Raw genomic sequence first — 12,826 nt, forward strand, 5'->3', positions numbered from 1 at the left:
TAAATGAGCAGAGTGCTTACAAATTACGAGAATTCGATTCTCGCAGTCAAGAGAGGTAAGCGTGCCTGAAGCGGAGTTCGAGAGCGTCTGGAGCGACCTTCAGGGCGTCACGTTCTCGCAGGGCTACCTCGACGCCGGCGGCGTTCGCACCCGCTATCTGCACGCCGGTGACACCGACAAGCCGGTGCTCGTATTCCTGCACGGTTCCGGGGGGCACGCCGAGGCCTATGTGCGCAATCTCGAAGCGCACGCCGAACGCTTCTCGGTCTGGTCGATCGACATGCTCGGCCACGGTTACACAGACAAACCCGGTCACCCGCTGGAAATCGGTCACTACGTCGCGCATCTGATTTCGTTCCTCGACGCGGTCGGCGCACAGCGCGCCCACATCAGCGGCGAGTCGCTCGGCGGCTGGGTCGCCGCACGCGCCGCGGTCGACCACCCCGAGCGACTTGACCGGTTGGTGCTCAACACCGCAGGCGGCTCGCAGGCCGATCCGGAGGTCATGAAGCGGATCATCACCTTGTCGATGGCCGCTGCCGAAGATCCGACCTGGGCGACCGTGCAGGCCCGGATCAAATGGTTGATGGCCGACAAGTCAAAGGATTACGACGACATTGTGGCGAGCCGCCAGCGCGTGTACCGACAACCGGGCTTCGTGTCGGCGATGCGCGACATCATGGCCCTGCAGGATCCGCAGATCCGTGCGCGCAACCTTCTGGGACCCGATGAGTACGGGTCCATCACCGCGCCGACGTTGGTGGTGTGGACCAGTGACGATCCCACGGCCGACGTCGCCGAGGGGCGGCGGATCGCGTCGATGATCCCGGGCGCCCGCTTCGAGGTGATGCCGGGCTGCGGTCACTGGCCCCAGTACGAGGACCCGAAGACGTTCAATCGCCTGCACCTCGACTTCCTGTTGGGGAAGTGATGGCCGAGCAGGTTGATGTCCTCATCGTCGGCGCAGGTCCGTCCGGCCTGACGCTGGCCAACATCCTTGGACTGCATGGCGTTCGGACGCTGGTCGTCGAAGAGCGGGCCACGCTCATCGACTACCCGCGCGGCGTCGGTCTCGACGACGAGGCGCTGCGCACATTTCAGTCCATCGGTCTTGTCGAGCGGGTGCTGCCGCACACCGTGCCCAACCAGATCCTGCGGTTCTTCGATGCCAAGCGACGGCTGCTGGCCGAGATGGCGCCACCGGATGCGCGGTTCGGCTGGCCCAAACGCAATGGCTTCGTACAACCGATGGTCGACGCCGAGTTGTACGGCGGTCTAGACCGTTTCGAGCATGTCGAGGTCCGGTTCGAGCACCGCATGGAGGCGTGTGTCGAGACCGACGACGCGGTGACGGTTCGGTTCGCCGGCGGACAGAAGCCCGTGACGGCCCGGTACGTGGTCGGTTGCGACGGTGGCCGCAGCGCGACCCGGCGGTTGATGGGTGTCTCGTTCGACGGCACCACCTCGTCGACGCGCTGGCTGGTGGTCGACGTCGCCAACGACCCGCTGGGCCATCCGAACAGCGAGGTCGGCGCGGATCCGGTGCGACCCTATGTGTCGATCTCGATCGCCCACGGCATCCGCCGCTTCGAGTTCATGATCCACCCGGACGAGACCGACGAACAGGCCGACGACCCGGCGTTCGTCAAAAAGATGCTTGCGCAACGGGTCCCGCATCCCGAACAGGTCGACATGATCCGGCACCGGGTGTACACGCATCATTCGCGGATCGCGAGCTCCTTCCGCACGGGTCGGCTGCTGTTGGCCGGCGACGCTGCCCACCTGATGCCGGTGTGGCAGGGACAGGGCTACAACAGCGGCATCCGGGATGCGGCCAACCTCGGTTGGAAACTCGCCGCGGTGGTGACCGGGCAAGCCGATGCCGCCCTGCTGGACACCTACGACGTCGAGCGCCGCAAGCACGCGAGAGCGATGATCGACCTCTCAACGCTGGTGGGCCGGGTCATTTCGCCGACGAACCGGCGGGTCGCCGCACTACGCGACCGTGTCATCCACGCTGCGTCGGTCGTGCCCACGTTGAAGCGCTACATCCTGGAGATGCGGTTCAAGCCGATGCCGCGCTACAGAGAAGGCGCGGTCGTCCATGCCGGCGAGGACAATTCGCCCACCGGCACGCTGTTCATCCAGCCCCGGGTCGACACGCGCGCCGCGCAGAACGTGTTGCTCGACGATGTACTGGGCCCTGGCTTCGCCGTGCTGTGCTGGAGCAACAATCTGCGGGCTGTTCTCGGCGACAAGGCTTTCAACCGGTGGAAGGCGCTTGGCGCGACATTCATCGAAGCACGCCCGATGACGCAGCTGCACTGGCTGGGTCACGACGACGCCGATGTGACGGTGGTCGGCGACAAGACCGGCGCCTTGAAATCGTGGTTCGACACCTATACCGACTCGGTGCTGTTCCTGCGCCCCGACCGCTGCATCGCCGGTGCCTGCATCGCCCAGCGCGCCGCCGAAGTCAGCGAGTCGATCTTCGACATCCTTTGCCTGACCCAGGAAGGAGGCTCTGGTTCTCATGGGCACACTGGCCCTGTGCTGCATGTCGCACAGCCCGCTACTGAACCTTCCGGGACCGTCACGGGGACTCCTTGACGACGTCGAGGCCGCGCTGGCCGAGGCACGCCGGTTCGTCAGCGACTACGACCCCGACCTCGTCGTCGTCTTCTCTCCGGACCACTACAACGGGTTCTTCTACCGGACGATGCCGCCGTTCTGCATCGGGACGGCGGCCCAGGGCGTCGGTGACTACGGCACCCACTCCGGTGCTCTGAATGTGCCCGCAGACGTCGCGACCGACTGTGCCCGAGCGGTTCTCGAGTCGGGTATCGATGTCGCGATCTCGGCCAGCATGGACGTCGACCACGGAACGGTTCAGCCGCTGCAGAACCTGTTCGGCGATGCAACGGCACGGCCGATGATCCCCGTCTTCATCAACTCGGTGGCCACCCCACTCGGGCCGGTGCGCCGCGTTCGTGCGCTCGGCACTGCGATCGGCACCTTCCTCGCGACCCTCGACAAGCGGGTGCTCATCCTCGGATCCGGTGGGCTGTCCCACGATCCGCCGGTGCCGACGCTGGCCACCGCCCCGCCCGCGGCGCTCGAACGAATCGTGCACGGCACGCCGATGACCCCGGAGCAGCGGCAGGCTCGCCAGGTCGCCGTGATGGACGCCGCCAAGGCGTTCGCAGACGGGGACAGCCCGTTGCAGCCCCTGAATCCCGATTGGGACGCCGCGTTCCTCGAGGTGATCGACGGCAACCGACTCGCCGAGGTGGACGGCTGGTCGAACGACTGGATCGAGCGCGAGGCCGGCCATTCGGCACACGAAATCCGCACATGGATCGCGGCTTTCGCCGCACTCACCGCCCACGGCCCGTACCGGACCGAGCAGCGGTTCTACCGGGCGGCGCCGGAGTTGATCGCAGGATTCGCAATCAGGACGGCGGTACTGGATGTCTGAGAATTTCGACCACGTCGTCGACGTGCTCGTCGTCGGCTCCGGCGGTGGCGGAATGACCGCGGCACTGGCCGCCGACGCGTTCGGCCTGGACACCCTGGTGGTCGAGAAGGCCGCACACTTCGGTGGCTCCACCGCATTGTCCGGCGGCGGTATCTGGGTGCCCGGCGCACCGGCGCAGCGCAAGGCGGGTTACGTCCCGGACCCCGACGGTGTCGTCGAATACCTGCGCCGGATCACCGGCGGGCTGGTCAGCGACGCGCGACTGCGCCAGTACGTCGACGCCGCACCGGAGATGATGGAGTTCCTCGAAAAGCTCAGCCCGTGGTTCGAATTCGTCTGGAAGCCCGGCTATGCCGACTATTACCCGGAACTGCCGGGCGGCTCCGAGCAGGGCAGCACGATCAACGTGCCCGCCATCGACCTGCGCAAGCTGGGTGACGAGGAGAACCACCTGCTGCAACCGCTTGCGCTGGCGCCGAAGGGAATCTGGTTCGCGCCAAAGGATCTCCGGCTGTTCTATCAGGTTCGCCAGAACTGGCGGGGCAAAGCGGTGCTGGTCAAATTGATCTGGCGGATGTTTCGCGCGCGGGTGTTCGGCGACCGGATGGCGGCCATCGGCCAGTCACTCGCGGCAAGGATGCGGCTGGCGCTGCGGCAGCAGGACATCCCGCTGTGGCTCAACTCCCCGATGACCGAATTGATCACCGACGTCGACGGGACCGTGACCGGCGCGGTGGTGGAGCGCGACGGTCGCCCGCAGCGCATCGCGGCCCGCCACGGCGTGATCCTGGCCGCCGGCGGGTTCGACCATGACATGGAATGGCGCCGGGAACATCTGCCGGTGCTGGAAAAGGACTGGAGCTTCGGCAATCCGGCCGCCATGGGTGACGCGATCCGGGCCGGGGAGAAGGTTGGCGGCTCAACTGATCTGCTCGACGAGGCGTGGTGGTTCCCTGCGATCTGTTGGCCAGACGGCCGGTTGCAGTTCATGCTCAACGAACGCATGATGCCGTCGCAGTTCGTCGTCAACGGAGAGGGCAAGCGGTTCATCAACGAGGCCGCCCCCTACATGGATTTCGCACACGCGATGATCGAAGGACAGAACGCCGGGATCACGCACATTCCGTGCTGGTTGATCACCGACATCCGGTCGTTCCACCGCTATGTGGTCGCCGGGCACCTCCCGATTCCCAGGGTGCCGTTCGCGCCCGTGCCCACCGGCCGCAAGCTACCCAAGGCGTGGCTGGAGTCCGGTGTCGTACACGAGGGCGGCAGCTTCGAGGAACTCGCGGGCAAGATCGGCGTCCCGCCGGCGCAACTCCGTCAGACCGCCGAGCGCTTCAACGAACTGGCGCGCAACGGCCACGACGACGACTTCAACCGCGGCGACTCCGCCTATGACAACTACTACGGCGACCCGACGCTGGCGAACCCGAACCTGCACCCGCTCGGCAAGCCGCCGTACTACGCGTTCCAGATCATCCTCGGCGACCTCGGCACCTCCGGCGGCCTGCGCACCGATGAGCACGCCAGGGTGCTACGCGTCGACGACAGCATCGTCAAAGGCCTTTACGCAGTGGGCAATACATCGGCTGCGGTGATGGGCCGCAGCTACGCGGGCGCCGGTGCGACCATCGGCCCCGCCATGACCTTCGGCTATGTCGCGGCCAAGCACATCGCCGAGCAGCTGTCCGACTCCGACATCCCGGCCGGCACCAGTACCGATTCGACACTCGATACACATCGGAAGGTAACCAGATGAAGATCTCGCTGTTCTACGAATTCCCGCTGCCTCGGCCGTGGAGCGAAGACGACGAGCACAAGCTTTTCCAGGACGGTCTCGATGAGGTCGAGCTGGCGGACAAGGCCGGTTTCTCGACCGTGTGGCTGACCGAGCACCACTTCCTCGAGGAGTACTGCCACTCCACCGCACCGGAGATCTTCCTGTCCGCGGCCAGTCAGCGGACCGAGAACATCCGCCTCGGATTCGGCATCATGCACCTACCGCCGGTCGTCAACCATCCCGCCCGCGTCGCCGAGCGAATCGCGACACTCGACCTGATCTCCAACGGCCGCGTGGAGTTCGGCACGGGTGAGTCGTCGTCGGTCGGCGAACTGGGGGGCTTCGGCGTCGACCCCGCCGACAAGCGTGCGATGTGGGAAGAGGCCCTGGAGGTTTCGATCCGCTGCATGACCGAGGAGCCGTTCAGCGGGTTCAAGGGGCAGCACATCGAGATGCCGCCGCGCAACGTCGTACCCAAACCGCTGCAGAAGCCGCACCCGCCGGTGTGGGTGGCCTGTACGCGGCCGGCATCGGTCGCCATGGCCGCGCAGAAAGGCCTCGGCGCATTGAGTTTCGCCTACACCGGGCCCGGTCCGCTGACCGAGCGGGTGAACGGCTACTACAAGGAGTTCGAGGAGAACGGTGCGCCCGTCACACCTCAGATGAACCCGAACATTCTCGCCATCGGCGGTGACCTGTCGATGATGGTGGCTCCCACCGACGAACAGGCCATCGACCGGCTCGGCAAGGGCGGTGGCTTCTTCGCATTCGGCATCATGCACTACTACATGACCGGTATGCACACGCCTGGCCGGACCGGAGTGTGGAAGCGCCATCTCGAGGAGATCGAGAAGGATCCGAGCATCGTCTACGGACCCGACCGCGGGCCGATCGGCAGTCCGGAGACCGTGCGAAACTTCCTGCGCGGCTACGAGGAAAGCGGCGTCGACGAGCTGATCCTGCTGCTGACGCCCCGCCGCCACGACGAGACGATGGAATCCATCGAGTTGATGGGCAAAGAGGTGTTGCCCGAGTTCATCGAGCGCGACGAGAAGGCCCAGGCGGAAAAGGCCAAGCGGCTCGAGCCGATCATGGAAAAAGTGGAGGCTCGCCGGCCGGCATCGCAAGCCCCCTTCTTCGACGAGAGCTACGCGTTCGGCGGCCTGCCCACCGGACGCCAGAACTACACCGCCAACGAGGTCTCCCTGGCGATGGACGAGATGAACGCCGGCATCGAGGCTGCTGCGGCGAAACTCAAGTCAGGAGAAGGATGGACGAGCCGCAATCCGACCGTCGACCAAAAGTGAGCCATGAGCCGTACTGACGAACTGTGGCGCTATGACGGGCGCCGCGTGGTCGTCACCGGATGCGCGTCAGGCATCGGCGCCCACGTCGCCAGGCAGGTCGCCGATCTCGGCGCGTTGGTGATCGGACTCGACATCAAACCGCCCGCCGAGTCTGTCGGCGCGTTCATCGCACTGGACCTGTCGGATCCGGCGTCGATCGACCGGGCCGTCGACGAGATCGGCGACCGGGTCGATGCGCTGTTCAACATCGCCGGGGTGTCGTCGGGGATCAAAGATCCGCTGCGCGTGGTGGCGATCAACTTCCTCGGCACTCGGCGGTTGACCGAGGCGCTGGTACCGAGAATGCCGCCCGGTTCGGCGATCGCGAACGTGTCGTCGCTGGCCGCCTCGGCCTACCGGGAGAACGCACCGGTGACGGTCGGACTGGTCGACACGGACTCGGTCGACGCGGGAATCGAGTGGTGTAAACGAAATCCCGAGGCACTGGCCGACGGCGGTGGTTACCGGTTGTCCAAGGAGGCGATCATCCTCTACGGCATGGCCCACGTTGCCGCGTTGGGTGCCAAGGGGATCCGGATCAACTGCACCGCCCCGGGGGTGACGGACACACCCATCCTCGACCAGCTGCGCACTGCGTACGGCCAGGGGTTCCTCGACTCCTTCCGTACTCCGCTCGGCCGCGCCGCGGAACCCGAAGAACAGGCCAGCGTCCTGACCTTCCTGAACAGCAGGGCAGCCAATTACCTCACCGGACAGGTGATCTGGGTGGATGGCGGCACGATGGGGGAGACGGACCTCGCGGGATCGGTGCAGCGACGATGAGAGGCGAGAATGGCTGAGACTTCTTCCATGAGCGACTTCCGCCGGGTCGCCGACGACGTGCGCAACTGGGGCCGCTGGGGTGACGACGACGAACTCGGCACCCTCAACCTCATCACGCCCGAGAAGGTGGCCGAGGCCGCATCGCTAGTGAAGAAGGGCACGGTGATCCCGCTCGGCGGCGATTTCGGGTCGAACGGTCCGCAAGGAGCATTCCAGTTCCGGCCCAACCCCACCCACGTGATGACGGTCGACGGCGGGGACGCGAACACGCTGGCGCAGTACGGCCCGCAGTGGCTGCGGAACTCGGTGGCACACGAGGTCGGCGAGTTCTTCGTGGACAACCCGTTCCGCTTCAACGACGACATGATCGTGATGCCGCTGCAGGCGGCCACGCAGTGGGACGCGCTGTCGCACGTGTACTACGAGGACAAGCTCTACAACGGCTTCCCCGCGGACTCCGTGACCAGCTTCGGCGCTTTCCACTGCGGGATCGACAAGGTCGACGCCAAAGGCATCACATCCCGCGGCGTTCTGCTCGACGTGGTGAAGCATCGCGGAGCCGACGTCTTTCTGGCGCCCGGAAGCCCCGTGACGCCAGACGAACTCGACGACATCGCCAAGGCCCAGGGAGTCACGATCACCGCCGGCGACATCGTCGTCGTGCACACCGGGTGGTGGACCAGGTTCCTGTCGACCGGCGACGGCGCCGAACCCGGTTCCGGGCTGCACTGGACATGCGCCTCGTGGTTGCACGACCACGACGTCGCAGCGGTCGCCGCCGACAACCTGATGGTCGAGGATCCCGACCCGGCCAACGGAGTCGAGGGCACCTTCCTGCCGATGCACATGATCTGCCTGCGCGACATGGGCCTGATGTTCGGCGAGTACTGGGACCTCACCGGCCTGGCGGTCGACTGCGCCGCCGACGGCGTCTACGAGTTCCAGCTCATCGCGCCGCCGCTGAAAGTCGTTGGCGCGGTAGGTGCACCCGTCAGCCCGATCGCGATCAAGTAGTAGGTGAAACCAGATGACTGCACACACCACGACTGGGGATACACCATTCGTCGTCGGACTCGGCGGCACCCTGCGGGCCAACTCGTCGACCGAGCGCGCGCTGCGTTGTTGTCTGGCATCGGTCGAACGGCAGGGCGGCCGGACGCGTCTGTTCTGCGGTGAAGACCTCAACCTGCCCATGTACGCGCCGCACGAACTCGAGCGCACACCAGGGGCCCTCGAACTGGTCGGTGCGCTGCGCGACGCCGATGCCGTCGTCGTCGGATCGCCCGGCTACCACGGGGCGATCTCGGGGCTGGTCAAGAACGCGCTCGACTACATCGAGGACCTTCGTGAGGACCCTCGCGTCTACCTGGACAACACGCCGTGGGGATGCATCAGTTGTGCCTACGGCTGGCAGGCGGCGGTCGGCACGCTCGGACAGTTGCGCTCCATCGGGCACGCACTGCGTGCATGGCCGACCCCGATCGGGGTGGCAATCAACTCCGCCGACCAGATCTGGGACGCCCAAGGGCAGTTGATCCACGACGCCACCCGAAACCAGCTGGACATGCTCGCCACCCAACTACTGTCTTTCGCCAGCACCGCCCGGGAGACCGCGTGACCGCTTCGGGCGCTTCCGCGGAACGCAAGTCCGTCGTGGTTGACGGGCTTGTCACCGGCTACCTCGAAGCGGGACAAGGCGATCCGGTGGTGCTGCTGCACGGCGGCGAGTTCGGGGTGGGCGCCGAGATCGGCTGGGAGCGCAACATCGCCGCACTGGCCGAGCACTACCGCGTGCTGGCCCTCGACATGCTCGGCTTCGGCGAGTCGGCGAAGGTCGTCGACTTCAATGACGGCCGGGGCATGCGGATCCGGCACATCGCGCGGTTCTGCGAAGTCGTCGATGTCGACACCGCGCATTTCGTGGGCAATTCGATGGGCGCGGTGAACCTGTTCGTCGATGCCACCTCCGAATCGCCGGTGCTGCCCGCGCGCAGCCTGGTGACCATCTGCGGCGGCGGCGAGATTCAGCGCAACGAACACTCGGCCGTCCTCTACGACTACGACGCGACGCTCGCCGGGATGCGCCGGATCGTGGAGGCGCTGTTCTTCGACCCGTCGTATCCGGTCGACCAGGCATACGTGCGGCGGCGCTATGAGGCCAGCATCGCACCCGGCGCGTGGGAAGCATTGGCTGCCGCGCGGTTTCGGCGCCCCGGCCTGGACGCACCGCCGTTGCCGTCGAGCAAGCGGGCCTACGGGCGCATCGACGTACCGACGCTGGTCGTCGAGGGCGGCGGCGACAAGCTGCTCCCGAACGGCTGGGCCGCCGAGATAGCGGGCCAGATATCAGGCGGCCGCTCGGCGGTGATCGAGAACGCGGGGCACTGCCCGCAGATCGAGCAACCCGACGCGGTCAACGAACTACTGCTCGGCTTCTTCGCCGAGATACACGAAGGGGCGGCGACATGACCGGCGAACTGGAAGGCAAGGTTGCGGTCGTCACCGGCGGTGCCTCCGGACTGGGCGAGGGCCTGGTGCGACGATTCTGTGCCGAGGGAGCCAAGGTGGTCGTCGGCGACATCGACTGCGACGGAGGCGCACAACTCGTCACGGACCTCGCGGACCAGATCCGGTTCGTCGAAACCGATGTGGCCGAGGTCGATCAGGTGACCCGATTGGTGACAACGGCCGTCGAGGAGTTCGATGGCCTGCACGTCATGGTGAACAACGCCGGCGTGTCGGGCAAGATGTTCCCGAAGTTCCTCGACGATGATCTCGCGGACTTCCACCGGGTGATGGCGATCAATGTGCTCGCCGTGATGGCGGGTACCCGTGACGCCGCCCGGCACATGTCCCGACACGGTGGCGGATCGATCATCAACCTGACCTCGATCGGCGGCATCCAGGCCGGCGGCGGGGTGATGACCTATCGCGCGTCCAAGGCGGCCGTCATCCAGTTCACCAAGTCGGCGGCAATTGATCTGGCGCATCACGAGATTCGTGTCAACGCGCTCGCGCCCGGCAACATCCGCACTGCGATCGTGCGCAAGTCCGCGACGGGCGAGGACCTCGAAAAGCTGGAGGAGTTCGAGGCGAAGATCCGTGAACAGATGCGCAATGACCGCCCGCTGAAGCGGGAAGGCACGGTCGACGACGTCGCCGAGGCCGCGCTCTACTTCGCCACTGACCGATCGCGGTATGTCACCGGAACGGTGCTGCCGATCGACGGCGGCACGAGCGCGGGCAAGGTGATCGTTCGCAAGTCGACGCCATGACGACTTTAAATCAGTCGCTTGACTTAACCGTCGCGCAGCGGTTGACTGTGACCGTGACCACTGCCAGAAGTGTGCGCACCGAGCGCGCCAGCATCACGCGGGAAGCGATCTTGGCCGCCGCCGAGCGGCTGTTCGCCGAACATGGCGTGTACGCGGTATCGAACCGCCAGGTCAGCGAGGCCGCCGGGCAAGGCAACAACGCCGCGGTCGGCTATCACTTCGGCACCAAGGCCGATCTGGTGCGCGCGATCGAGCAGAAGCACCGCGTGTCGATCGAGCGGCTGCTGGCGCGCATGCTGGCAGCGATCGGGGACTCGACCGAATTGCGCGACTGGATCGCCTGCATGGTCTGTTCGCTCACCGAACACCTGGACCAACTCGGGAACCCGACGTGGTATGCGCGGTTCGCCGCGCAGGCGCTGGCCGACCCCGCCTACCAGAAGATCGTCGTCAAGGATGCGCTGGCCTCGCCGTCGCTGCTGCAGGTCGTCGACGGCATCACCCGCTGCCTGCCCGATCTGCCCATGCCGGTTGTCATCGAGCGCAACATCATGGTGCGCAACCTGATGATGCACACCTGCGCCGATTTCGAACGGGCCTTCGCCGAGGGCGCCGACATGCCCAGAACCACCTGGAGTTCGGTGGCTTCGGGCCTCATCGACGCGATCGTCGGGTTGTGGCGGGCACCGATCACGGAGCAGCCCTGACATGAAAGTCGCAGTCGACCAAGACAAATGCGTGTCCTCCGGGCTGTGCGTGCTCAACGCGAGCGACACCTTCGACCAGCGCGACGACGACGGCGTCGTGGTCCTGCTCGAGCACAGCCCCTCGGGGTCCCAGGCTGAGAACGCCCGCAAGGCGGCCGCGGCCTGCCCCGCACTCGCCATCCACATCGAGGAGTGAGAAAGACACCCATGTCCGACACCCTGACCGGAACCCCAGACGTTTCAGCGGATATTCCCGAGTACCCGATGGAGCGCGACGCCCGCTGCCCCTTCGCCCCACCGCCCCAGATGCTGAGAATGGGTGAGTCCAAATCGCTGTCACGGGTGCGCATCTGGGACGGCAGCACGCCCTGGCTGATCACCGGTCACGCAGTCGCGCGCGGACTGTTCGCCGATCCGCGGGTCAGCGTCGATGACCGCCGCGAAGGGTTCCCGCACTGGAACGAACACATGCTGTCCACGGTGCACAAGCGGCCGCGCTCGGTGTTCACCTCCGATGCCGAGGAGCACACGCGGTTCCGGCGGATGCTGTCCAAGCCGTTCACCTTCAAGCGGGTGGAGGGTCTGCGACCGGCCATCCAGCAGGTGACCGACGAGTGCATCGACAACATCCTCGCCGGCCCGCAACCTGCCGACATCGTCACCGCCCTGGCGCTGCCCGTGCCCACCCGGGTGATCAGCGAGATGCTCGGAGTGCCTTACGAAGACCACGAGTTCTTCCAGCACCACGCCAACGTCGGCCTCGCCCGCTACGCGTCCGCCGAGGACGGCCAAAAGGGCGCGATGAGCCTGGCGAAATACCTGAGCGATCTGGTCAGGGCCAAGATGGAAAGCCCCTCCGAGGACGCGGTGTCCGACCTCGCCGAGCGCGTCAACGCCGGTGAGATCAGCGTCAAGGAGGCCGCGCAGTTGGGCACCGGGCTGCTCATCGCAGGGCACGAGACCACGGCGAACATGATCGGTATCGGCGTGCTGGCACTGCTGGAGAATCCCGAACAGGCTGCGCTGCTGCGCGATTCGGATGATCCGAAATTCATCGCCAACGCGGTCGAGGAGCTGATGCGCTACCTGTCGATCATCCAGAACGGCCAGCGCCGCGTGGCCATCGAGGACATCGAGATCGCGGGCGAGACCATCCGTGCGGGTGAGGGCATCATCCTCGACCTGGCGCCGGCGAACTGGGACGCCAGCGCCTACCCCGAACCCGAAAAGCTCGATCTCGGCCGCGAGGCCGGCCAACAGCTGGGCTTCGGCTACGGCCGGCACCAGTGCGTCGGTCAGCAGCTCGCCCGCGCCGAGTTGCAGATCGTGTTCCACACCTTGCTGCGGCGCATTCCGACATTGCGCCTGGCCGTGCCGATCGACGAGGTGCCGTTCAAACACGACCGTCTCGCCTACGGCGTCTATGAGCTTCCGGTGGCCTGGTAGTCAGGTCC

At 66.1% G+C, this 12,826-nt stretch carries 13 protein-coding genes; all 13 read left to right on the top strand.

Annotated features, from left to right (window positions below; genetic code table 11):
* Positions 1-61: 61 nt before the first annotated feature.
* The 13 genes from G6N18_RS23680 to G6N18_RS23740 are packed head-to-tail and all read left to right on the top strand — an operon-like array spanning position 62 to position 12,818.
* The gene (locus G6N18_RS23680) at positions 62-931 is read left to right on the top strand and encodes an alpha/beta fold hydrolase (RefSeq protein ID WP_067223233.1); all 870 of its coding nucleotides are present in this window, start codon (positions 62-64) and stop codon (positions 929-931) included.
* Entirely contained in the window at positions 931-2,610 is a 1,680-nt protein-coding gene (locus G6N18_RS23685; protein ID WP_083003940.1) for a bifunctional 3-(3-hydroxy-phenyl)propionate/3-hydroxycinnamic acid hydroxylase, read from the top strand. The genes G6N18_RS23680 and G6N18_RS23685 overlap by 1 nt, the downstream gene beginning before the upstream one ends.
* Complete coding sequence (locus G6N18_RS23690) at positions 2,534-3,478, top strand: 3-carboxyethylcatechol 2,3-dioxygenase (protein WP_083003937.1); 945 nt, start codon at positions 2,534-2,536, stop codon at positions 3,476-3,478. Before G6N18_RS23685 ends, G6N18_RS23690 begins: the two co-directional genes overlap by 77 nt.
* A complete protein-coding gene (locus tag G6N18_RS23695) occupies positions 3,471-5,240 on the top strand; it encodes an FAD-binding protein (protein WP_083003934.1) in 1,770 nt (589 codons plus the stop codon). Before G6N18_RS23690 ends, G6N18_RS23695 begins: the two co-directional genes overlap by 8 nt.
* A complete protein-coding gene (locus G6N18_RS23700; RefSeq protein ID WP_083003930.1) occupies positions 5,237-6,568 on the top strand; it encodes an LLM class flavin-dependent oxidoreductase in 1,332 nt (443 codons plus the stop codon). The genes G6N18_RS23695 and G6N18_RS23700 overlap by 4 nt, the downstream gene beginning before the upstream one ends.
* Before the next feature lie 3 nt (positions 6,569-6,571).
* The gene (locus tag G6N18_RS23705) at positions 6,572-7,390 is read left to right on the top strand and encodes a coniferyl-alcohol dehydrogenase (protein WP_083003927.1); all 819 of its coding nucleotides are present in this window, start codon (positions 6,572-6,574) and stop codon (positions 7,388-7,390) included.
* 27 nt (positions 7,391-7,417) lie between these two features.
* Positions 7,418-8,404, top strand: a complete 987-nt coding sequence (locus tag G6N18_RS23710; RefSeq protein WP_109749495.1) for a cyclase family protein — start codon at positions 7,418-7,420, stop codon at positions 8,402-8,404.
* 13 nt (positions 8,405-8,417) lie between these two features.
* Positions 8,418-9,008 (top strand): NADPH-dependent FMN reductase, encoded by a 591-nt coding sequence (locus tag G6N18_RS23715; RefSeq protein ID WP_067223209.1) that lies wholly within the window; start codon positions 8,418-8,420, stop codon positions 9,006-9,008.
* Positions 9,005-9,859 (top strand): alpha/beta fold hydrolase, encoded by an 855-nt coding sequence (locus G6N18_RS23720; protein ID WP_083003920.1) that lies wholly within the window; start codon positions 9,005-9,007, stop codon positions 9,857-9,859. Before G6N18_RS23715 ends, G6N18_RS23720 begins: the two co-directional genes overlap by 4 nt.
* A complete protein-coding gene (locus tag G6N18_RS23725) occupies positions 9,856-10,665 on the top strand; it encodes an SDR family NAD(P)-dependent oxidoreductase (protein ID WP_083003917.1) in 810 nt (269 codons plus the stop codon). Before G6N18_RS23720 ends, G6N18_RS23725 begins: the two co-directional genes overlap by 4 nt.
* Entirely contained in the window at positions 10,662-11,372 is a 711-nt protein-coding gene (locus G6N18_RS23730; protein WP_082949377.1) for a TetR/AcrR family transcriptional regulator, read from the top strand. Before G6N18_RS23725 ends, G6N18_RS23730 begins: the two co-directional genes overlap by 4 nt.
* Position 11,373: 1 nt before the next feature.
* Positions 11,374-11,568 carry a ferredoxin gene (locus G6N18_RS23735; protein ID WP_083003913.1) on the top strand — a complete coding sequence of 65 codons (195 nt, stop codon included), beginning with the start codon at positions 11,374-11,376 and terminating at the stop codon, positions 11,566-11,568.
* Positions 11,569-11,579: 11 nt separating this feature from the next.
* Positions 11,580-12,818 (top strand): cytochrome P450, encoded by a 1,239-nt coding sequence (locus G6N18_RS23740; RefSeq protein WP_083003909.1) that lies wholly within the window; start codon positions 11,580-11,582, stop codon positions 12,816-12,818.
* Positions 12,819-12,826 lie beyond the last annotated feature (8 nt).

Source organism: Mycolicibacterium celeriflavum, assembly GCF_010731795.1.
Classification (GTDB): domain Bacteria; phylum Actinomycetota; class Actinomycetes; order Mycobacteriales; family Mycobacteriaceae; genus Mycobacterium; species Mycobacterium celeriflavum.